This window comes from Microbacterium sp. Root553 (assembly GCF_001426995.1).
Classification (GTDB): domain Bacteria; phylum Actinomycetota; class Actinomycetes; order Actinomycetales; family Microbacteriaceae; genus Microbacterium.
Window position 1 is genome coordinate 255,297 of record NZ_LMFY01000002.1, and the last position, 21,412, is coordinate 276,708.

General features: G+C 70.1%; 22 protein-coding genes and 1 tRNA gene. 14 read left to right on the top strand and 9 right to left on the bottom strand.

Going from position 1 to position 21,412, the window contains the following annotated elements:
• The first annotated feature begins 79 nt into the window (after positions 1-79).
• Together ASD43_RS15300 and ygfZ are read left to right on the top strand one after the other, a co-directional pair.
• A complete protein-coding gene (locus tag ASD43_RS15300; RefSeq protein WP_056420311.1) occupies positions 80-682 on the top strand; it encodes an FABP family protein in 603 nt (200 codons plus the stop codon).
• Between the two features lies 1 nt (position 683).
• Positions 684-1,805, top strand: coding sequence for a CAF17-like 4Fe-4S cluster assembly/insertion protein YgfZ (gene ygfZ / locus ASD43_RS15305; RefSeq protein ID WP_056420314.1), 1,122 nt, complete (start codon positions 684-686; stop codon positions 1,803-1,805).
• Positions 1,806-1,812: 7 nt separating this feature from the next.
• Here ygfZ and ASD43_RS15310 read toward each other — a convergent pair whose 3' ends face one another.
• Positions 1,813-2,637, bottom strand: a complete 825-nt coding sequence (locus ASD43_RS15310) for a class I SAM-dependent methyltransferase (protein WP_056420317.1) — start codon at positions 2,635-2,637, stop codon at positions 1,813-1,815.
• A 60-nt stretch (positions 2,638-2,697) separates the two neighbouring features.
• Between ASD43_RS15310 and ASD43_RS15315 the strand changes: the two genes are divergently transcribed.
• Positions 2,698-3,447, top strand: coding sequence for a phosphoglyceromutase (locus tag ASD43_RS15315; RefSeq protein WP_056420319.1), 750 nt, complete (start codon positions 2,698-2,700; stop codon positions 3,445-3,447).
• 103 nt (positions 3,448-3,550) lie between these two features.
• On the opposite strand, the gene phoU is transcribed toward ASD43_RS15315, so the two are convergent.
• On the bottom strand, positions 3,551-4,249 hold the full coding sequence (phoU, locus tag ASD43_RS15320; RefSeq protein WP_045254308.1) for a phosphate signaling complex protein PhoU: 699 nt from the start codon (positions 4,247-4,249) through the stop codon (positions 3,551-3,553).
• 219 nt (positions 4,250-4,468) lie between these two features.
• Between phoU and ASD43_RS15325 the strand changes: the two genes are divergently transcribed.
• Positions 4,469-5,686: a sensor histidine kinase gene (locus tag ASD43_RS15325; RefSeq protein ID WP_056420322.1), complete on the top strand. Its 1,218-nt coding sequence runs from the start codon at positions 4,469-4,471 to the stop codon at positions 5,684-5,686.
• Complete coding sequence (locus ASD43_RS15330; protein ID WP_056420324.1) at positions 5,683-6,366, top strand: response regulator transcription factor; 684 nt, start codon at positions 5,683-5,685, stop codon at positions 6,364-6,366. The genes ASD43_RS15325 and ASD43_RS15330 overlap by 4 nt, the downstream gene beginning before the upstream one ends.
• A 79-nt stretch (positions 6,367-6,445) precedes the next feature.
• On the opposite strand, the gene ASD43_RS15335 is transcribed toward ASD43_RS15330, so the two are convergent.
• On the bottom strand, positions 6,446-6,979 hold the full coding sequence (locus tag ASD43_RS15335; protein ID WP_056420327.1) for a hypothetical protein: 534 nt from the start codon (positions 6,977-6,979) through the stop codon (positions 6,446-6,448).
• Positions 6,980-7,114: 135 nt separating this feature from the next.
• Here ASD43_RS15335 and ASD43_RS15340 point away from each other — a divergent pair, with 135 nt between their 5' ends.
• The 6 genes from ASD43_RS15340 to ASD43_RS15365 all read left to right on the top strand — a co-directional run bounded on the left by ASD43_RS15340 (position 7,115) and on the right by ASD43_RS15365 (position 12,714).
• The gene (locus ASD43_RS15340; RefSeq protein ID WP_056312597.1) at positions 7,115-7,597 is read left to right on the top strand and encodes a CarD family transcriptional regulator; all 483 of its coding nucleotides are present in this window, start codon (positions 7,115-7,117) and stop codon (positions 7,595-7,597) included.
• A 73-nt stretch (positions 7,598-7,670) separates the two neighbouring features.
• On the top strand, positions 7,671-8,888 hold the full coding sequence (gene ispD, locus ASD43_RS15345) for a 2-C-methyl-D-erythritol 4-phosphate cytidylyltransferase (protein WP_442922236.1): 1,218 nt from the start codon (positions 7,671-7,673) through the stop codon (positions 8,886-8,888).
• 94 nt (positions 8,889-8,982) lie between these two features.
• On the top strand, positions 8,983-9,573 hold the full coding sequence (locus ASD43_RS15350) for a short chain dehydrogenase (RefSeq protein ID WP_056420329.1): 591 nt from the start codon (positions 8,983-8,985) through the stop codon (positions 9,571-9,573).
• Positions 9,574-9,651: 78 nt separating this feature from the next.
• A complete protein-coding gene (gene cysS / locus ASD43_RS15355) occupies positions 9,652-11,061 on the top strand; it encodes a cysteine--tRNA ligase (protein ID WP_056420333.1) in 1,410 nt (469 codons plus the stop codon).
• The gene (gene rlmB / locus ASD43_RS15360) at positions 11,054-12,061 is read left to right on the top strand and encodes a 23S rRNA (guanosine(2251)-2'-O)-methyltransferase RlmB (RefSeq protein WP_045254316.1); all 1,008 of its coding nucleotides are present in this window, start codon (positions 11,054-11,056) and stop codon (positions 12,059-12,061) included. Before cysS ends, rlmB begins: the two co-directional genes overlap by 8 nt.
• Before the next feature lie 11 nt (positions 12,062-12,072).
• Positions 12,073-12,714 (top strand): NAD(P)-dependent oxidoreductase, encoded by a 642-nt coding sequence (locus ASD43_RS15365; RefSeq protein WP_056420336.1) that lies wholly within the window; start codon positions 12,073-12,075, stop codon positions 12,712-12,714.
• A gap of 18 nt (positions 12,715-12,732) precedes the next feature.
• Here the strand turns inward: ASD43_RS15365 and ASD43_RS15370 are convergent, their stop codons facing one another.
• Complete coding sequence (locus ASD43_RS15370) at positions 12,733-14,031, bottom strand: DUF4032 domain-containing protein (RefSeq protein ID WP_056420340.1); 1,299 nt, start codon at positions 14,029-14,031, stop codon at positions 12,733-12,735.
• A 76-nt stretch (positions 14,032-14,107) separates the two neighbouring features.
• Positions 14,108-15,211 carry an ABC transporter ATP-binding protein gene (locus tag ASD43_RS15375; RefSeq protein ID WP_056420343.1) on the bottom strand — a complete coding sequence of 368 codons (1,104 nt, stop codon included), beginning with the start codon at positions 15,209-15,211 and terminating at the stop codon, positions 14,108-14,110.
• Between the two features lie 229 nt (positions 15,212-15,440).
• On the opposite strand from ASD43_RS15375, the gene ASD43_RS15380 reads away from it, so the two are divergent.
• The 3 genes from ASD43_RS15380 (at position 15,441) to ASD43_RS15390 (ending at position 17,564) form a co-directional block, all read left to right on the top strand.
• On the top strand, positions 15,441-16,439 hold the full coding sequence (locus ASD43_RS15380) for a DsbA family protein (RefSeq protein WP_056420347.1): 999 nt from the start codon (positions 15,441-15,443) through the stop codon (positions 16,437-16,439).
• Positions 16,440-16,481: 42 nt separating this feature from the next.
• Positions 16,482-16,557, top strand: a tRNA-Thr gene (locus ASD43_RS15385).
• Between the two features lie 53 nt (positions 16,558-16,610).
• Positions 16,611-17,564, top strand: coding sequence for an aldo/keto reductase (locus tag ASD43_RS15390; protein ID WP_056420348.1), 954 nt, complete (start codon positions 16,611-16,613; stop codon positions 17,562-17,564).
• Between the two features lie 50 nt (positions 17,565-17,614).
• Here the strand turns inward: ASD43_RS15390 and ASD43_RS15395 are convergent, their stop codons facing one another.
• Genes ASD43_RS15395 through ASD43_RS15410 form a run of 4 tightly spaced genes read right to left on the bottom strand, consistent with a single transcriptional unit; the run spans position 17,615 to position 21,387 of the window.
• Entirely contained in the window at positions 17,615-18,358 is a 744-nt protein-coding gene (locus ASD43_RS15395) for a response regulator transcription factor (protein WP_056420350.1), read from the bottom strand.
• Positions 18,355-19,632, bottom strand: coding sequence for a sensor histidine kinase (locus ASD43_RS15400; protein ID WP_056420352.1), 1,278 nt, complete (start codon positions 19,630-19,632; stop codon positions 18,355-18,357). Before ASD43_RS15400 ends, ASD43_RS15395 begins: the two co-directional genes overlap by 4 nt.
• Positions 19,633-19,669: 37 nt before the next feature.
• Complete coding sequence (locus ASD43_RS15405; RefSeq protein ID WP_056420354.1) at positions 19,670-20,479, bottom strand: ABC transporter permease subunit; 810 nt, start codon at positions 20,477-20,479, stop codon at positions 19,670-19,672.
• On the bottom strand, positions 20,476-21,387 hold the full coding sequence (locus tag ASD43_RS15410) for an ABC transporter ATP-binding protein (protein ID WP_056420355.1): 912 nt from the start codon (positions 21,385-21,387) through the stop codon (positions 20,476-20,478). Before ASD43_RS15410 ends, ASD43_RS15405 begins: the two co-directional genes overlap by 4 nt.
• Positions 21,388-21,412: the final 25 nt, after the last annotated feature.

Here is a 21,412-nt window from a genome sequence, read left to right on the forward strand (position 1 = left end):
TCGGCCTGGCGAGCCTCGCGATCGTGTTCGTCTCGGTCGTCGTGCTGCGCAACCTCTTCCGCGGTCAGCGCTGAGCGTCGTGCTCGAGCTGCCCACCGATCTCCCCGCCGACCTCGCGCCGCTCTCGTGGCTTCTCGGCGTCTGGGAGGGCACCGGTGTCATCGACTATCCCGTCGGCGACGAACGTCTGCAGGGTGAGTTCACCCATCGGGTGAGCTTCAGCCACGACGGCGGGGCCTTCCTCAACTATTCGGCGACCGCCGTCCTCGCCGGCGATGACGGTGCCGAGTCGATCCCCCTCGTCGCCGAGACCGGATTCTGGCGCCTCTCCCGCCCCGCGACCGACGCCGACGCCGGACCCGCGCTGCTGCCCCCGCTCGCTGCGCCCGTGACCCGCGGGGTCGACGACGTCGAGGCCCTCCGCGCTCCCTCAGGCGGCTTCCCCATCGAGGTGTCGATCGCGCACGCCGACGGGACGCTGGAGCTCTACCTCGGCGAGATCGCCGGGCCGCGCATCGACATCGCCTCCGACGCGATCGTCCGCGGCGCCGGCGCCAAAGAGTACGGCGCCGCGACACGCATGTACGGGCTCGTCGACAACCATCTGCTGTGGGCGTGGGACATCTCCGCCCTCGGAACCACGATGCGCTCGCACGCCTCGGCCCGGCTGGCGAAGGTCTGACATGACGGGTTTCGCCGACATCCCCGGTGCCGTCGCCGACGAGGCGGGGATCTCCCATTTCGGCGACGCATTCCGCGAGCAGCGCCGACTCGCCGCCGGTGCGGCGGTGGCGCCGCTCGACGATCGCACGGTCATCGAGGTCGCCGGCCCCGAGCGTCTGAGCTGGCTCGACTCGATCACCTCGCAGGCGGTCGGACGACTCTCGGCGGGCGAGAGCACCGAGCTGCTGGTGCTAGACCCTCAGGGGAGGGTGGAGCATGCGGCCGGGGTGGTGGACGACGGATCGTCGACCTGGCTCATCGCGGATGCCGGCGATGCCGACGCCCTCGCGACCTGGCTGACGCGCATGAAGTTCCGCACGCAGGCCACCGTGACCGTGCGCCCCGACCTCGCCCTGCTCGGCTTCGTCGACGGCGGCGCCGCGGCCGAGCTGGCGCTCGCCGCGGCATCCGCTCCGTCGGGCGTTCCGCTCGTCTGGCTGGATCCGTGGCAGGCCGTGAGCGCCGGCGGGCATCAGTATGCCGAGATCGCCGAGCACCCGGGGGCGGCGCTCGCCTGGCGGGTGGCGATCCTCGAGCGGGAGAGCTCCGACGCCCTCGCGACGACGCTCGCCGCCGACCAGCTCGCAGGACTCCTCGCCGCCGAGGCGCTGCGCGTCGCCGCGTGGCGCCCGCGCTGGTCCGCCGAGGTCGATGAGAGGTCGCTGCCGCACGAGTCCGATTGGATCCGCACGGCCGTGCACCTGAACAAGGGCTGCTACCGGGGACAGGAGACGGTGGCGAAGGTGCACAACCTCGGCCACCCCCCGCGTCGCCTCGCCGCGCTGCACCTCGACGGCAGCGAGGCGGTCCTGCCCGCGGTCGGAGACCCGGTGTTCGCCGGCGACGACGAGGTCGGTCAGGTGACCTCGGTCGCGCGCCACCACGAAGACGGTCCCATCGCGCTCGCGATCCTGTCGCGCCGCACGCCGGTCGGCGATCTCGTCGTGCGCTCCGACGGCGTCGACGTGGCGGCGACCCAGCAGGTCATCGTCCCCGCGGACGCCGGCGCCACCGCCGACATCCCTCGTCTGACGCGTCTGTCACGACGCCCGAGCGCACCCGATCCGCGCCAGGCGGGCTGAGCGCCGGTCAGTCGAGCGGCGCCACCGCGTCCCAGGGCAGCGTGAGCTCGCCCAGGCGCCAGCGGCTCCTGCCGCCGAGCACGGGCCAGCCCTGCGCGCGCAGGGCCCCGACGGCGGCGAGGAACCGCTGGGTCGCCCCGAACGTCGACAGCGGCGACGCGTGCGCCCACTCGCGATCGAGATCGACGAGCAGGGCGTGCACCCGCTCGCCAGGGACATTGCGATGGATCAGTGCCTTGGGAAGCCGTTCCGCGACGATGCTCGGATGCTCGAGATCGGCCAGGCGCAGCGAGATCGTGAACCGCTGCGGCGCTCCCGTCGGGTCCATGTCGATCCAGCTCGACACGCGACCGATCTCGTCGCAGGTGCCCTCGACCAGCAGCCCACCGGGTGAGAGACGCGCGGCCATCGTGCGCCAGGCGCTCGCCACATCGCCCTCGTCGTACTGCCGCAGCACGTTCATGGCGCGGATCACGGCGGGGCGGCGTCCGGCCGGGAGCGGGACCTCGAAGCCGCCGCGGGCGAAGGACACCCGCAGGTCGGGGGAGAACGAGGTGCGGCCGACGTGCACTTCGGCGAGCTGCCGGGTCGCGGTCTGCACGCGCGCGGGATCGATCTCGAGGCCGCGCACCTCGGCATCCGGGCGCACGCGCTGCAGGCGGGTCGCGAGCTCGAACGCGGTGACGCCGCTCGCCCCGTAGCCCAGATCGACGACGAGCGGATCGTCGGCTCGTCGGAAGGCGGTGCTCGCCGCGATCCAGCGGTCGTTCCGCCGGAGCCGGTTCGTCCCGGTGGTGCCGCGGGTCGGCCGACCGAGAGGAGATGACGCCATGCGTCAATCCTCCCAGGGCGCGGGCGTGTACGCGTGGCGCTGCGCCGATAAACTGATGCCATGACTTCGAAGCGCACCCTGATCCTGCTCCGTCACGGCCGGAGCGAGTGGAACGAACTGAACCTCTTCACCGGCTGGGTGGACGTCCGACTCAACGCGCAGGGCGAGAAGGAGGCGAAGCGCGGTGGTGAGCTGCTCGCCGAGGCCGGTCTCCTGCCCGATGTCCTGCACACCTCGCTGCTCAGCCGTGCCATCCAGACCGCGAACATCGCACTGGACGCCGCCGACCGCCTGTGGATCCCGGTCACGCGCTCGTGGAGGCTGAACGAGCGTCACTACGGCGCGCTGCAGGGCAAGGACAAGGCGCAGACCCTCGAGGAGTTCGGTCCCGAGCAGTTCCAGCTGTGGCGCCGGTCGTTCGACGTGCCGCCGCCCGTGCTCGACGACGACAGCGAGTTCAGCCAGGTGCACGACGCGCGCTACGCCGGCATCGACGGCGAGGTGCCTCGCACCGAGTCGCTCAAGCTCGTCATCGACCGCCTGCTGCCGTACTGGGAGAGCGCGATCGTTCCCGACCTCGAGGCCGGCAAGACGGTTCTCGTCACGGCGCACGGCAACTCGCTCCGCGGCCTCGTGAAGCACCTCGAGGGCATCAGCGACGACGACATCGCCGAGCTGAACATCCCCACCGGCATCCCGCTCGTGTACGAGCTCGACGAGAACAACGTCCCGACCGGGCCCGGTCGCTACCTCGACCCCGAGGCCGCTGCGGCCGGTGCGGCTGCGGTCGCCGCCCAGGGCAAGAAGTGACCCGGGGCGAGAAGTGACCCGGGGCGAGAAGTAACGCGCGACCCGGATACACCGAGGGGGCGGATGCAGTCAGCATCCGCCCCCTCGGTGTATCCGCGCCGGCTCAGGCGTGCCCGAGCTCCCGCTGCTGCTCGATCGCGAGGGCGATGTCCTCTTCTTCGATGCGCCAGTCTCCGGTCGCCAGGTAGATGACCTTCTTGGCGACGGCGACCGCGTGGTCGGCGAAGCGCTCGTGGTAGCGGCTGGCGAGCGTGGCGTCGACGGTCGCGGTGGCCTCGCCCTTCCAGTTGTCGCTGAGCACCTTCTCGAACACGCTCGCGTGCAGCTCGTCGATGTCGTCGTCGGTGTTGCGGATGGTGTCGGCGAGCTTCAGGTCCTGCGTGCGCAGCAGCTCGGAGAGCGTGCGGGAGATCTCGACGTCCAGCTCTCCCATCTTCGTGAAGGTGCCCTTGAGGCCCTTCGGGATCGCGCGCTCGGGGAAGCGGAGACGCGCGAGCTGCGCGATGTGCTCCGACATGTCGCCCATGCGCTCGAGTGAGGCGCTGACGCGCAGCGCCGTGACGACCACGCGGAGGTCGCGGGCGACGGGCTGCTGGCGGGCGAGGATCTCGATGGCCTGCTCGTCGAGGGCGACGGCGAGCTCATCGATCTTGGCGTCATCGGCGATGACCTCTTCGGCCAGCTCGACGTCGCTCGTGGCGAACGAGCGGGTCGCCTTGTCGATCGAGACCGTGACGAGGTCGGCGATCTCCACGAGCTGGGACTGCAGATCCTCGAGGGACTGATGGAAGACTTCGCGCATGTCGGCGCAACCTTTCGTTCGGGTCTCGGCTGTGGTGTCAACGCGAGACGGCTGGGTCGTCCGCGCGGGGAGAGCACAGCGCTCCCGCACAGGCCCGAAAGCGATTGTCTGCTCCGAAGGTTAACGAACGGTGCCCAGCACGTGAATAGTACTTCTCGCCTTGTGGTCAGCGCGGGCGAACCCGCCGAATAGCGGGTGAACGCCCTCTACGCTGAGGGTATGACCCTGCCGCAGATCGCGCTGCTCGCACTGGCCGTCGGCCTCGCGATCGGTGTCGGACTCTCCCTCCTCGTGGCGTGGGCGTACCGCGCGAGGGCCCGGGTCGCCGATGAGTCCTCGCTGGTCGTCCCCGACGGCGTCACCGCGGTGCTGGGCAGCATGGACGACGCGGCCTGCGTGGTCGACTCCTCGGGTCTCGTCCTCGCGGCCTCCAGGGCGGCGTCGCGCTTCGGCATCGAGGTCGGTGCTCCTCTCGAGAACCCCGAGCTGCGCCAGCTCGTGCGGGGCGGACGCGCCGAGGGCGGATCCGCCTCCGAGTCGCTGCGTCTCACCCGCGGCGGTCTGAGCCTCGATCCGCGGCTGGTGTCGGCTCGCGCGAGTGCGATCAGTCCGCGGATGACGCTGTTGATCATCCGCGACGTCACCGAGCAGGAACGCCTCGACCAGATGCGCAGGGACTTCGTCGCCAACACCAGCCACGAGCTGAAGACCCCGGTGGGTGCGGTCACGCTGCTCGCCGAGGCGATCGAGTCGGCGGCGGACGATCCGGCGCAGGTGCGTCACTTCGCCTCCCGCATCTCCGCCGAGGCGTCGCGGCTCGGTCAGCTCACCGGACGCATCATGAGCCTGTCCCGCCTGCAGGCCGAGGACGCCCTCTCCGATGTCCGGCCGGTCGCGATCGACGAGGTGCTCGCCACCGCGCTCGAGGCGCACGTCGTGCAGGCGGACTCCGCGGGCGTGGAGATCGCGCGCGGCGGCGACCGCGGCGTCTGGGTGCGCGGTGACTCCCAGATCCTCATCGAGGCCTTCGGGAACCTCATCGCGAACGCCATCGCCTACTCGCCGAAGGGCTCCAGGGTCGGCATCGGCGTGAAGGTCGACGACGGCGTCGTCGAGATCGCGGTGTCGGACCAGGGCATCGGCATCGCCGAGGGCGACCGCGAGCGGATCTTCGAGCGGTTCTACCGCGCCGACGAGGCGCGCTCGCGACGCACCGGCGGCACGGGCCTGGGGCTCGCGATCGTCAAGCACGCGACTCAGCGTCACGGCGGCGAGGTGCGGCTGTGGTCGCGACCGGGCCGGGGGTCGACCTTCACCATCCGGCTGCCGAGGATCGATGCTCCCCCGAGGATCGACACGGACAAGAAGAACAAGAAGAAGCGCGAGCGCAAGGCGGCCAAAGCCGCGGCCCGCGTCCGAAACGGAGAGCACGCATGACACGCATCCTTCTCGTCGAAGACGAGCCCGATCTCGCCGACCCGCTGGCGTACCTGCTGCGCCGCGAAGGGTACGAGGTGGAGATCGCCGAGGACGGCCCCGGCGCGCTCACGGCGTTCCGCGAGCGCGGCGCCGACGTGGTGCTGCTCGACCTGATGCTCCCGGGGATGCCGGGAACCGAGGTGTGCCGCCAGATCCGCACGACGTCGGCGGTGCCGATCATCATGGTCACGGCCAAGGACTCGGAGGTCGACATCGTCGTCGGGTTGGAGCTCGGCGCCGACGACTACGTCACCAAGCCCTACTCGTCGCGCGAGCTGCTGGCCAGGATGCGTGCGGTGCTGCGCCGCGTCGTGCAGGCCGACAGCGAGCTCGACGAGCGTGTTCTCGACGGCGGTCGCGTCTCGCTCGACATCGACCGGCACACGGTCTCGGTCGCCGGCGCGCAGATCAACATGCCCCTGAAGGAGTTCGAGCTGCTCGAAGTGCTGATGCGCAACTCCGGGCGCGTGCTCACCCGCGGGCAGCTGATCGACCGGGTGTGGGGCAGCGACTACTTCGGAGACACCAAGACGCTCGACGTGCACATCAAGCGCATCAGGTCGCGCATCGAGGAGAACCCCGGCGAGCCCGTGATGCTGGTCACCGTCCGCGGTCTCGGATACCGCTTCGAAGGCTGACCCGCGAGCAGACCGCACAGACGGAAGAGGCCGGCACCCCCGCGGGGTGCCGGCCTCTTCGTCAGCCTGGGGGGTGCGATCACTCCGCGGGCGCCGGGGCTGCGGTGTCGGTCGGGACCGGCGTCGACGTGGGCGTCGCCTCGGCCTCGTCGGGGACGAGGTCGGAGTAGTAGGGCAGGGTGCCGTCGAGGACCGGGATGGCCGTCTTGGTGCCGGCGCCGTCACCCGACTGGAAGTGGACCTCGATGGTCGACCCGGGCTTGGCGTCGAGATCCTCGATGCGCAGCGGCTCTTCGCCGGCGCCGTAGCTGAGGGTCTTGCCTGCGGGCACTGTGACGGTCAGAGGGTCGAGGTCGCCGACGGTGATCGTCAGCGTCGCCTTCTCGGAGGAGGGGTTCACGACGGCGCCGATGAAGTTGCCCACCGTGCCGTCTTCCGACGCGACGATGAAGGCGTTGCGGACATCGATCGGTCCGTCGGAGTCGAAGACGTTGACGCCGTCGGACGCGGAGTACTCGATCTTCGTCGCCTGCGGCGAGATGAACGTGCATCCGGTGGCGCCCAGAAGGACGAGGGCGCTGATGGCGGCAGACGCAACAAGGCGCGATTTCACGGGTCCTCCTGAGGTCCGACGGGATATCCGCATCCATTCTATGCGTATGCGGGGGACGGTCCGAGGACGCAGGGGCGCGAACCTTAGCGCATATTCCCTGTGGTATCCTTGAGGTTGCCGAAAGGACAATTTTTTATGCTTTTTGAGGTTGGCGAGACTGTCGTCTATCCGCACCATGGCGCTGCGACCATCATCGAGGTCAAGGAGCGCATCATCAAGGGTGAGGCGAAGAAATACCTGAAGCTCAACGTCACCCAGGGGGACCTCATCATCGAGGTGCCCGCTGAGAACGTCGATCTGGTCGGGGTCCGTGATGTGATCGGCCGTGAAGGCCTCGATCACGTGTTCGAGGTGCTGCGCGCCCCGTTCACCGAGGAGCCCACGAACTGGTCGCGTCGTTACAAGGCGAACCTCGAGAAACTCGCCTCCGGCGATGTCATCAAGGTGAGCGAGGTCGTGCGCGACCTGTGGCGTCGGGATCAGGACCGCGGACTGTCGGCGGGAGAGAAGCGGATGCTGGCCAAGGCGCGTCAGATCCTCATCTCCGAGCTGGCTCTGGCGGAGAAGACCGACGAGGACAAGGCGAGCGCACTGCTCGACGAGGTCCTCGCTTCCTGAGAGATTCGAGAGAGGGCGGATGCTTCGGCATCCGCCTTTTTTCGTGCGCGCCGGTAACGTGAACCCGGTGAGCATGCTTCCCGTCCCAGACACCGCGATCCTCGTCGTCGCCGCCGGTTCCGGCACCCGACTGGATGCCGGAGCGCCCAAGGCGTTCGTCGGCATCGACACGCACACGATCCTGCGGCATGCGCTCGAGGGCGTCTTCGCCGCCGCCCCGGCGCAGGTGATCGTCGTCGCGCCCGCCGGGTTCGAGGGCGACGCCGAGACGGAGCTGCGCGCGGCGGCGGGTGACCGGATCGAGCTCGGACGCGTCGTCACGGGCGGCGACACCCGTCAGCGGTCCGTGGCCGCAGGGCTCGAGGCGCTGTGGGGCGATGTCACGCGGGTGCTCGTGCATGACGCCGCTCGTGCGCTGACTCCGCCCGAGGTGATCGACGCCGTGGCGGCGGCGGTCGACGGCGAGACGGGGATCATCCCCGCCCTCCCGGTCGTCGACACCCTGAAGCGGGTCGACGGCGATGCGATCATCGCGCCGGTCGATCGCGCGGAGCTGGCCGCCGCGCAGACACCTCAGGGCTTTCCCCGCGCGCTGCTCGAAGCCGCGTACGCGGCGGCCGCGGCATCCGGCATCGACTACACCGACGACGCGGCCCTCTTCGCCGCGGCCGGCCAACTCGTGCGGTGGATCCCCGGGTCGGCGCGGAGCTTCAAGATCACGACGCCGGACGACCTGGAGCGTGCCCGCCACCTGCTCGCCGCTGTCGAAGCGGTGCCCTCCGCGGCCGCGCCGTCGGTCCGGTCGTCGGGGCCGTCCGCAGGACCCAGGGTGGGCCTCGGAACCGACGTGCACGCGTTCGGGGGAGAGGGTGCGCTGTGGCTGGCCGGTCTCGAGTGGCCGGGGGAGCCGGCGCTCTCCGGCCACTCGGACGGCGATGCGGTCGCCCACGCGATCGTGGACGCGCTGTTGGGTGCGGCAGGCCTCGGCGACATCGGCGAGCACTTCGGCACCGCGCATCCCGAGTACGCGGGCGCCCACGCCGAGGTCTTCCTCGCACGCACCCGGGAGATCCTCGCGGAGGCCGGCTTCGCGATCGGCAACGTGTCGGCCCAGTTCCAGAGCAACCGTCCCCGCTTCAGCGGCCGACGGGCGGAGGCCGAGCGCGTGCTGTCGGACGCCCTCGGGGGCGCGCCGGTCGCGATCACCGCCACCACCACCGACGGCCTGGGCTTCCCCGGCCGTGGCGAAGGGGTCGCGGTCACCGCGGTCGCCATGATCCACCCGGTCTGACGACGCAGCATCCGGATGCCGGGAATGCCCCGGCCCGCCGGCCCGTTGGGGCACACAGCAGCGTGCGGCGGTCGCATGCGGAGAAGGAGATGTCATGAGGATCCTGGTCATCGGAGCCACCGGGCAGGTCGGTCGTACCGCGGTCGACGCACTCGAGGGGCACGAGGTCGTCTCCGCCTCCCGCAGCGGCGAACCGGCGGTCGACATCACCGACGCGGCGTCGATCGAGCGGCTCTTCGCCGCGGTCGGGCAGGTCGATGCCGTGATCGTCGCCGTCGGAGAGGTCCCGTTCGCTCCGCTGGGCGATCTGCGACGCGACGACCACGAGTCGGCGTTCCGCGGCAAGGTGCTGTCGCAGCTCGACGTCGTCCGCATCGGCACGCCGTTCGTGCGCGACGGCGGCTCGATCACACTGACCTCCGGCATCCTCGCCCGGGAGCCGATCGCGACCGGAGCGGCCGCCTCGATGGCGAACGGCGCCGTCGAGTCGTTCGTGCGCGCGGCCGCGACCGAGCTGCCGCGCGGCATCCGCATCAACGCCGTGAGCCCGTCGGTGCTGGAGGATGCACCGGCGTACCACTCCTCGTTCCCCGGATTCGTGCCCGTGTCGTCGTATCGCGTCGGCCAGGCCTTCGCGAAGAGCGTGCTCGGGGTGCAGACCGGACGTGTCCTCGCGGTCGACTGACTGCGGGAACGACCGACCTCCCCGGGACGCCGCGCAACCGCCCAGTCTTCGGATTCCGCCGCCCGGTAAGCTTGTGCGGTGACACTCCGCCTCTACGACACCCGCGCACAGCAGCTGCGCGACTTCGTGCCTCTCGATTCCGAGAACATCACGATGTACGTCTGCGGACCCACGGTGCAGTCCGGTCCGCACATCGGTCATGTCAGGGCGGCGCTCAGCTTCGATCTGCTGCGGCGCTGGCTGGCACATCGCTACGGGCGCGTGACCTTCGTGCGCAACGTCACCGACATCGACGACAAGGTGCTGGCGAACGCGACGGACGCCGAGCCCTGGTGGGCGCTGGCGTACCGGATGGAGCAGGAGTTCACGGCGGCATATGCCGGTGTCGGCATCCTCGCACCGACCTACGAACCTCGCGCGACGGCCTCGATTCCGCAGATGCAGGAGCTCATCGCGACCCTCATCGAACGCGGCCACGCGTACCCGGCGCCCGATGGCTCGGGCGACGTCTACTTCGACGTGCGCTCGTGGCCGTCGTACGGCGAGCTCACCAACCAGTCCGTCGATGCCATGGAAGCCGCCGAGGACGCGGATCCCCGGGGCAAGCGCAATCCGCAGGACTTCGCACTGTGGAAGGGCGCGAAGGCCGACGAGCAGGCGGATGCCACCTGGCGGTCACCGTGGGGACCCGGTCGGCCCGGCTGGCACATCGAGTGCTCCGCGATGTCGAAGCGCTATCTCGGACCGGAGTTCGACATCCACGGCGGCGGCCTCGATCTGCGGTTCCCGCATCACGAGAACGAGCTCGCGCAGTCGACGGCCGCGGGCGACGGCTTCGCGCAGTACTGGGTGCACAACGGCCTGGTGACCGTCGGCGGGCAGAAGATGTCCAAGTCGCTGGGCAACTTCACGCTCGCCGCCGACGTGCTCGCCGCCCACGATCCGCTCGTGGTCCGTTACGCGCTCGCCGCCGCGCACTATCGCTCCAGCCTCGACCTCACCGAGTCGTCGTGGACCGAGGCAGAGGCGGCGCTCGCGCGTATCCGGACCTTCCTCGACCGGGGGCAGCGCCTGGCGAAGCCGGGGTGGTCCCAGGCGAAAGAGGGGCTGCCGACGGAGTTCTGGGACGCCATGAACGACGACCTCGCCGTCCCCCGAGCTCTCGCGGCGATCCACAGCAGCATCCGTTCGGGCAACGCGCTGCTGGATGACGGGAAGATCGACGAGGCCAGGCAGGACGTGATGGACGTCATCGCGATGACGAACATCCTCGGTCTCAATCCGCACGCCTCCGCGTGGAGCGAGAGCGGCGACGGTGCCACGGCATCCGCTCTCGACGCGCTCGTGCAGACGATGATCACCCAGCGCGCGCAGGCGCGCGCTGACAAGGACTGGGCCGCGGCCGATCGCATCCGTGATGCGATCGCCGCTGCTGGAATCACGCTGGAGGACTCTCCGGCCGGAACTCATTGGAGTATCGATGGCTAAGCCACAGCGCCCCGGCGCGAACAAGGGAAACAAGAAGGGCCCCACCAAGGGCACCGGTGGAATGGGACGCAAGTCCCTCGAGGGTCGTGGACCGACCCCGAAGGCCGAGGACCGCGCCTGGCACCCCGCAGGCAAGCGCAAGGCCGCGGCCGAGCGCTACGCGGCGTCCGGTGGCAAGGGCAAGCCGGGCCAGCGTCAGACGTCCGGCGGCAACCCGAACCGCTCGGCGCGCGCCAAGGACAACACGACCGAGGTCGAGGTCGTCACCGGCCGTAACTCCGTGCTCGAGGCCCTGCGCGCGAAGATCCCGGCGTCGGCGTTCTACATCGCCCAGCGCGTCGAGATGGACGACCGCGTCAAGGAGATGCTGTCGATCGCCACGAACCGGGGCATCCCGGTGCTCGAGGTGACGCGTCAGGAGCTCGACCGCATGGCCGGGTTCGACGGCGTGCACCAGGGCGTGGCCGTCAAGGTGCCGCCGTACGAGTACGCGCATCCGCAGGACCTCCTCGAGGCCGTCATCGACAGGGGTGAGGTCCCGCTGTTCGTCGCTCTCGACGGCATCACCGACCCGCGCAATCTCGGTGCGATCATCCGCTCCACCGGTGCGTTCGGCGGCCACGGCATCATCCTGCCGCAGCGTCGCTCGGCCGGCGTGAACTCCGCGGCCTGGAAGACCAGCGCCGGTGCGGCGGCCCGGGTGCCGGTGGCCCTCGCCACCAACCTCACGACACAGCTCAAGGAGTTCAAGAAGCAGGGCGTGTTCGTGCTCGGCCTCGACGGCGACGGCGACGTGCTGCTGCCCGAGCTGCAGCTGGCCGATCGCCCCGTCGTGATCGTCACGGGCTCCGAGGGCAAGGGGCTCTCGCGCCTCGTCGCCGAGACGTGCGACCAGATCGTGTCGATCCCGATCTCGGCGGTGACCGAGTCGCTCAACGCCGGCATCGCGACGTCCGTCGCGCTGTACCAGGTGTCGACCATCCGCAACGCGAAGAAGTAGGGGAGAAGCACATGGCACGCATCGTCGTCCTCGGAGGAACCGGCTACGCCGGACGCCACATCGTCGCGGAGGCGGTGAGCCGCGGTCACGAGGTCATCGCGATCTCCCGCTCCACCCCGTCCGACGCGGTCGAGGGGGCGTCGTACGTGCAGGGCTCCGCCCTCGAGACGGGGGCGCTCGCGAGCGCCGTCGACGGCGCGGATGCCGTGGTCTCGGCCCTCTCTCCGCGCGGCGACATGACAGACCGGGTGCTCGACGCGCTGCGCGTCGTCATCGCCGAGCTCGACGGTGCGCGAACGCGTCTGGGTGTCGTGGGCGGTGCCGGCGGCAGCCTCGTCGCCCCCGGCGGACCCCGCCTGTTCGACCTCGACTTCCCCGAGGAGTACACGCACGAGGCTCAGGTCGGTATCGACTCGCTCGCACTGCTCGAGAGCACCGACGAGTCCCTGGACTGGTTCTTCGTGCACCCCGCCGAGGTCTTCGGGCCGTGGGCCGAGGGGGAGCGCACCGGTCACTACCGTGACGGCGGCGATGTGATCGTGCGGGACGACGAGGGCAAGTCCTTCATCTCGGGTGCCGACTTCGCCGTCGCTGTGGTCGACGAGATCGAGCGCCCGGCGCACCGCCGCGGGCGCTTCACCGTCGGGTACTGATCCCGCGGGCGAGCGCGCTCAGACGAGGTCGCGCCAGTCGACCTCGTCGTCGGCGACCGCGGTCGCTCCCGTGATCACCGGCAGACCCATCGTCTCGGTGGGTGGACCCATGATCGTCGCCTCGTCGCGCCGGTGGCGCAGCACCTCGTTGATGTAGCTCGTGAGCACCTCGGCGAGGGGGACCGACCGACCCTGCGCCTGCGACAGGTACCACCGGTGCTCGAGCACCTGGTGGAACACCTCGGCCGGTTCGAGCTTGGCGCGCAGCTCGTAGGGGATCGCCCGCACCACGGGCTCGAACACGCGCGTCAGCCATTCGTGGGCGTACATCTCCTCGTCCGCCCACTGCTTGGTCGAACGGGCGCGGAACTCGTCGAGGTCGTTGAGCAGGCGACGGGCCTGGTTCTCCTCGACGTCGAGTCCGGTCAGGCGGATGAGGCGCCGCTGATGGTGTCCGGCATCGACGACCTTCGGCTGGATCTCGACGACCGTGCCGTCGGAGGTCGTCGACATCGACATCTCGTCGATGTCGAACCCGAGCGCGTTCAGGCGCTCCACGCGCTCGGTGATGCGCCAGGTCTCGGCGGCGGCGAAGGACTCCTGGGCGGTGAGCTCGGCCCACAGCGAGCGGTACGACGACACGATGCCGTCGGCGATCGCGACGGCGTCGACGCCGTGCTCGAGGCGTCCGCCCGCGGCGAGGTCCATGATCTCGCCGGCGATGTTCGTGCGCGCGAGGTCGAGGTCGTAGGCGCGCTGGCCGTCGGTCAGGCCCTCCTCGTGCAGCTCGCCCGTCTCTGCATCGACGAGGTACGCCGCGTAGGCGCCCGCGTCACGGCGGAACAGGGTGTTCGACAGCGAGACGTCGCCCCAGTAGAAGCCGACGTTGTGCAGACGCACCAGCAGCACGGCGAGGGCGTCGACCAGGCGGTCAGCGGTGTCGGGGCGCAGCACCCGGGTGAACAGCGCGCGGTACGGCATCGAGAAGCGCAGGTGAGAGGTGACGAGGGCGGCGGGAAGCGGGTCTCCCGACGCATCCGTCCGGCCTGCGATGACCGCGACCCTGTCGACGCACGGGACGTCGAGGCGGGCGAGGTTGCCCAGCATCTCGTATTCGCGTCTCGCCATCTCATCCGTCGTCTCCTTGACGGCGACGACACGTCCCGACAGATCCGCGAACCGCACCAGATGGCGGGAGAGTCCCTTGGGGAGGGACACGATCTGTTCCGACGGCCATCTGGCCAGGGTCGTCGACCAGGGCAGCGCGAGCAACGCGGGGTCGACGGAGCTGGCGGTGATCCGCAGCGCATCCTGCATGGGACTCCAGACGAGGGGGGAAATCAGAAGCGGCGCGGGCGACCGAAGTCAGCCCGCGCCGCGTCCGTGGATCCGATCAGGCGGAGACGATCGGCTTGTCGTTCAGGCGGACACCCGACTCGATGTCGAACGCGTGCACGTGGCCCGCGTTCGCGGCGAGGGTGACGGTCTCTCCCGCGTTCGGGTGGCTGCGACCGTCGACGCGAGCGACGAGGTCGGCGCGCTTGCCGTTGATCTCGGTGTGGCCGTAGAGGTATCCGTCGGCGCCGAGCTCCTCGACCAGGTCGACGACGACCGAGAGGCCCTTGCCGTCGGCCGGGCCGACCGTGATGTCCTCGGGGCGGACGCCGACCGTGACCTGCGAGCCGTTGGCGCGGCCGACCGTGTCGCGGTCGAGCGGGACGACCTCGGTGCCGAAGCGGATGCCGCCCTCAGCGAGATCTGCCGAGAACAGGTTCATGGCGGGGGAGCCGATGAAGCCGGCGACGAAGACGTTCTCGGGCTTCTCGTACAGGTCGCGCGGCGAACCGACCTGCTGGAGCAGTCCATCCTTCAGCACGGCGATGCGGTCGCCCATCGTGAGCGCCTCGGTCTGGTCGTGCGTGACGTAGACCGTGGTGACGCCGAGGCGACGCTGCAGCGACGCGATCTGCGTACGCGTCTGGACGCGGAGCTTGGCGTCGAGGTTCGACAGCGGCTCGTCCATGAGGAAGACCTGGGGCTGACGCACGATCGCGCGACCCATCGCGACACGCTGACGCTGACCACCCGAGAGGGCCTTCGGCTTGCGGGTCAGGTACTCCTCGAGGTCGAGGAGCTTCGCGGCCTCGAGGACGCGGGTGGCGCGCTCCTCCTTGCCGACGCCGGCGATCTTGAGCGCGAAGCCCATGTTCTCGGCGACGGTCATGTGCGGGTACAGCGCGTAGTTCTGGAACACCATCGCGATGTCGCGGTCCTTCGGCGGGACGTCGGTGACGTCGCGGTCGCCGATGAGGATGCGGCCGGCGTTGACCTCTTCGAGGCCGGCGAGCATACGCAGCGAGGTGGACTTTCCGCAGCCGGAGGGGCCGACGAGGACGAGGAACTCGCCGTCAGCGACCTCGAGGTTGAGCTTGTCGACAGCCGGGCGGGTTCCGCCCGGGTAGAGGCGGGTGGCCTCGTCGAAAGTCACAGATGCCATTGTGTTTCTCCTTCACCGGCAGGTACGTGCCGGACGATCCGTAGTGATAGAGCGGTGGAGAACTCCACCGTGACCCCTCATCGGGTCGGGATCAGTATGGCAGACCGGCGTCCATCTGGGTATTTCTCAGCCTGGCTGGTTAGCATCGATCTCGGCCGCCTACCGCGGCGTTCGCCGCCCGAGTGGCGTCCGGGGCCACCCTGCCCCCCTGAGACTGTCTAGAGGAACGATGTCGAGCGACGAGACGCCGAACGTCCCCAGCCCTCGCAATTCGCGTGAGGCCGTGCGGGAGAAGGCACAGAAGGTGCACGCCCAGCAGTCGAGGGCGCGCGTGATGCGACGGATCATCCTCGGTGCCGTCGCCGTGGTCGCCGTGGGTGCCATCGGCACCGCGATCACCCTCGCGGTGTCGGCGCAGGTCTCGAAGCCGCAGCTGACGCCCGCCGGGATGGACCACGACGGCATCCTCGTCTCCGACATCAGTGCGACCGCCGCCTCGGCAGAGGCATCCGCCGCTCCGGACCCGGATGACACCGGTGCCGGTGGCGAGACCGCCCCTGCCCCCGCCCCCGCGCCGACGACCTCGAGCACGGTCGACATCCACATCTACGTCGACTACCTCTCTCCGGATGCCGGCGAGTTCGAGCAGGCCAACGCCCGCCAGCTCGTGAACTGGATCTCCGAGGGCGCCGCCACCGTCACCTACCACCCGGTCGCGTTGCTGACCGCGAGCTCGAACGGCACGAAGTACTCGCTGCGCTCCGCGGCCGCCGCGGCCTGCGTCGCCACGCACTCGCCCGCGCAGTTCTACGCCTTCAACCACGACCTGCTCGACGACCAGCCCGAGGTGAACACCGACGGCTTCTCCGACGCGCAGCTCGCCGACATCGCCGGTGCGGTCGGATCCGACAACGTGAAGAGCGTCCGCTCCTGCATCGAGGACCAGGACTACGTGACCTGGGCCAAGGAGGCCACGTCGCGTGCTCTCGAGGGTCCGCTCGTCGGATCGGACGATCTGGTGCTCACCGCGGCGCCGATGATCGTGGTCAACGGCGAGGCCTATGTGGGGGCTCTCGACGACCCGAGCGAGTTCTCGCAGTTCGTGCTGACCGTCGCCAGCGACGCCTACTACGCGACCGAGACCCCGTCGCCGTCGACGTCTCCCACGGCGACCCCGACGCCCACCGAGACCACGGAACCTGCTCCCACCGAGACTCCCGCGTCGTAGGTCGTCGCTGATCACCGTCCCTCGCTAAGCTGGGGGACGCCCGCCGACTTGGCGCAATTGGTAGCGCACCGTACTTGTAATACGGGGGTTGCAGGTTCGAGTCCTGTAGTCGGCACCATCTCCGGGGAGCTTTCGGGAAATACTGCGCGCAGCGCGCGGGTTGTCCCGGGTATGACCCGTATCGGAAACAGTGACCTCGACGTCTTCCCCCTCTCGCTCGGCGGCAACGTGTTCGGCTGGACCGCCGACCGCGACGCCTCGTTCGCCGTGCTCGACGCGTTCGTCGACGGGGGAGGCGACTTCATCGACACCGCCGACGCGTACAGCGCGTGGGTGCCGGGCAACTCGGGCGGCGAGAGCGAGACGATCATCGGCGAGTGGCTGGCCTCGCGTAAGCCCGAGGGCGTGGTCGTCGCCACCAAGGTGAGCCAGCACCCGGAGTTCCCGGGACTCGCAGCCGCGAACGTCCGCAAGGCGGCCGAAGCATCGCTGGGTCGCCTCGGGGTCGATACGATCGACCTCTACTACGCGCACTTCGACGACGAGACGGTTCCGCTGGAGGAGACCGTCGGCGCCTTCGGGCAGCTCGTCTCCGACGGCCTCGTGCGCAACGTCGCCGTCTCGAACTACAGTGCCGAGCGCATCCGCGAGTGGGTCGACATCGCGCGCCGGACGGGCGTCGCCCTGCCCGTCGCCGTGCAGCCGCACTACAACCTCGTGCACCGCAACGACGTCGAGGAGACGATCATCCCGGTCGCCCAGGAGTTCGGACTCGGCCTGGTGCCGTACTACTCGCTCGCGAGCGGCTTCCTGACCGGCAAGTACCGGTCGGCCGACACCGAGGGTCAGACCTCGCCGCGGGCATCCGGTGCGGCCAAGTACGCGACCGAGGCGGGGCTGAAGGTGATCGACGCCCTCGAGGAGATCGGTGCCGCCCACGACGCATCGATCGCCGCGACCGCGCTGGCCTGGCTGCGGGCCCAGCCCACGGTCGTGGCGCCCATCGCCAGCGCGCGCACCGTCGAGCAGGTGCCCGACCTCCTCGCCGGCGCGCGACTCGAGCTGACGAGCGACGAGGTCGCTGCCCTCGACCGGGTCTCGGCCTGGACGCCGACCGCCTCCTGACGTCCGCCTGCCCGCACCGACGGGCGGCCCGGCGCCCTGTCTCCCGACGCTCAGTCGGAAGGCAGGGCGCCGTCGTCGGTGAGGCCGAGGCGGTGGGCGAGGATCACCAGGTGGATGCGGTCGCGCGCGTCGAGCTTCGCGAGGATCCGGCCCACGTGGGTCTTCACCGTCGACTCGCTGACGTACAGGGTCTGGGCGATCTCCGCGTTGGTGAGACCTCGCGCGATCTCGAGGAACACGTCGCGCTCGCGGTCGGTGAGCTCGGCGAGGGCATCGTCGCGTGATGCGGTCGATGAGGGCGCGGCGGTGGATGACGTGTCGGTGGACGACGCGCTGGCGGACGATGCGGTCTCGGACGCCTCCAGGGTCGGCGCGACGTGCTCCAACAGCATCCGGGTCACCCGCGGTGCGAGAACGGCATCGCCGCGATGCACCGCGCGGACGGCCGCGATCATCTCGTGACGCTGCGCATCCTTCAGCAGGAATCCGCTCGCGCCCGCGCGGATCGCGCCGAACGCGTACTCGTCGAGATCGAAGGTGGTGAGCACGAGCACGCGGGTGTCGGGGTGGTCGCGCACGATCGCCTCGGTGGCGGCGATGCCGTCGAGCCCGGGCATGCGGATGTCCATCAGCACGAGGTCCGGACGGAGCGCCGCCGCCTGCGCGATCGCGGCATGGCCGTCTGCGGCCTCGCCGACCACGACCAGGTCCTCCTCGGCGTCGAGCACCATGCGGAACCCCAGTCTGATGAGCTGCTGATCGTCGACGAGGAGGATCGAGATCGGAGGGGTCATGGCAGATCCTTCGGTTCGAGTGCGACGGGGTCGGGGGAGTAGGCGGGGAGGTCGGCACGGAGCAGCCATCGGCCCCCTCCCATCGCCTGCGAGGTGATCTCTCCTCCGGCGTGCGCGGCACGCTCGGCGAGTCCGCGCAGCCCGAAACCCGAGGGGCGGTCGGAGGAGTCGACGGCCGCGGTCACGCCGTCGTTGACGATCTCCACCGTCACGCTCCCGGACGCATGGATCAGTCGCACCGAGATCGACGTCGCGCCCGGCGCGTGCCGCATGGCGTTCGTGACGCCCTCCTGCACGATGCGGCCGACCGCGTGGGCGACCGCCGGCGGGAGCTCGCCGCCGCCGCTGACCGAGAGCGTCACGGGGTAGCCGGCGCGCTGCGCCTGGGCAACGGTCTCCTGGGGCGGTGTCGGCGCCAGGGGTGCGAGCGGGAGGGGGGAGTCGTCGGCGCGGAGGACGCCGAGCATCGCACGCATCTCGGTGAGCGCGCTCCTGGCCGTCTCCGCCGACGCCGATGCCGCGGCCTTGGCCTGTGCGGCATCGGGAGTCGCGGCCGCGCCCTCCGACAGGGCGACGATCACGGTGAGCGAATGCGAGACGATGTCGTGCATCTCGCGGGCGATGCGTGCGCGTTCGTCGGCCGCAGCGAGCTGGGCCTGCTGATCGCGTTCCACGAGCAGCTGACGCGATCGGTCGATCACCGCGGCGAGGTAGCGCTTGCGACCGCCGACATTGACCCCGAGCAGGGTGCCGATCAGGCCGAGCACGAGAGATCCCACGACGGCGTTCATCGCGATCTGCAGGGTGATCATGCCCGTGAGCACGAGGATGCCGGATACGGCCGCGAGCGAGGCGAGTCCGAGTCCCAGGCCGACCCATGCTGCTTTCGACGACCGGTACACCGCGAGCGAGTAGCTGGTCACGAGCAGCAGCGGCGACCCGATCGGCTGGAGGGCGAAGAGGAACGCCGTCTCGAGCGCGAATGCCGCGATGAACGGCACCCACGGCCGACGCCGGCGCCACAGCAGCGTCGCACAGACGGCGACGACGCCGACGGGCACCGCGATCGAGACGCCGAGAGCGAGCGGAATCGGCAGGTCGCGGGTGATGATGCCGACCGGGACGATCGAGAGCAGCGCGCACACGACGACGATCAGGATGTCGGCGAGCACCGGATGCCGGGCCCAGAACCGCCGCAGCACCCCGGGGGGACGCGGCAGCCGCAGCGCCTCGTCCTCACGGACCGAGGTGCTGCGGCTGCGCGGTCTGCTCACCGGGCGACTCTACGCGGGTGCGGCGCGGGGCGTCGGCTCACGCGTCGCGGGTGCGCAGCACGGTCCAGGCGGCGAGCATCCCCGCGACGACCCATGCGGCCAGCGTCAGATACGCGACCGGGCCTTCGAGGGCCGCGTTCTCCGGCAGGATGGCGCTCTGCGCCGCTGCTACGGGCAGGTAGTTCGAGGCATCCGTCACCCAGGCCCAGGCCTCGCCCGCCACGGCGAAGAAGCTCGCGACGATCGGCAGCACGAACAGCACTCCGACGGTGGCGGCGATCGCTCCGGCCCCCGAACGCAGGAGGAAGCCGAACGCGACGCCGATCAGCGCGAACACCGACATGGCCAACGACGAGACGACGATGGGCAGGATCGATGCTGCGGGGTCGGACCAGTCGATGCTCTGATCGCGAGACGCGACGACGACCGAGACCGCGGCCGCGGCGGCGGCGAAGATCACTAGCGACGACACGAACATGAACACGCCGACGACGACGGCCTTGGCGGCCAGCATCGATCCCCTCTTCGGGTTCGCGGCCAGGGTCGACCGGATCATGCCGGTCGAGTACTCCCCGGTCACCGAGATCGCACCGAGGATGCCGGCGAGCAGCATCGTGAACTGGATCGGCATGACGACGGCCTGGATCGGCTCGAATCCCGGCAGGTCGATCGCCTGCGCGATGAGCACGGCGATGCCGATCGTGAGCAGGGCCGCGATGCCGATCGACCACCAGGTGGAGCGGAGCGTGGAGAGCTTGATCCACTCGCCGCGGATCGCCCGCACGAACGTGAGGCGGTGTGCGGACTCGACGCGCCGGGTGACGGGCGGGGCTGCCTGAACGGTCATGAGATCTCCTTGGTGCGGTACTCGACCGATTCGCCGGTGAGGGCGAGGTAGGCGTCTTCGAGCGAGCCCGTGGTCGGGGTGAGTTCGTGCAGGGGGATGCCGCGCTCCGCCGCGAGATCGCCGATGCGTGCGGCGGGCAGACCGACGATGTCGAGCACGTCGGGAGCGGCGCTCACGATCTCGATCGACGGGCCGCCGACGGCCGCTGCCAGATCGGTGGCGCGGGGGGTGCGGACCCGTACCGTGTTGGTCGTCCAGGCGCGCACCAGCTCCTCGAGCGGCGCATCGGCGAGCACCTTGCCCCGACCCATCACGATCACGTGATCGGCGGTCTGCGCCATCTCGCTCATCAGGTGGCTGGAGAGCAGCACCGTGCGTCCCTCCGATGCCGCGTGGCGCACGAACTGGCGTACCCAGCGCACACCTTCGGGGTCGAGACCGTTCACCGGCTCGTCGAGGATGAGCGTGTGCGGGTCGCCGAGCAGCGCCGAGGCGATCCCGAGCCGCTGGCCCATGCCGAGCGAGAACTTGCCCGCGCGCTTGCGGGAGACGGGAGCGATGCCGGCGAGGTCGATGACCTCGTCGACGCGGGAGGCGGGAATGCCGTGGGTGGCCGCCATCGCCCGCAGGTGATCGCGGGCACTGCGGCCGGTGTGCACGGCCTTCGCGTCGAGCAGCACGCCCACCTCGGTGAGCGGGGCCCGCAGCTTGCGGTACTCGCGTCCTGCGACGGTCGCGGTGCCCGAGGTCGGCCGGTCGAGGCCGACGATCAAGCGCATCGTCGTGGACTTGCCGGCGCCGTTCGGACCGAGGAATCCGGTGACCGTTCCCGGCTGCACCGTGAACGACACGTCCTGGACGGCGGTCTTGTCTCCGAATCTCTTCGTGAGGCCTTCTGCTGTGATCATGTCGTCGACGCTACCGAGCGCGACA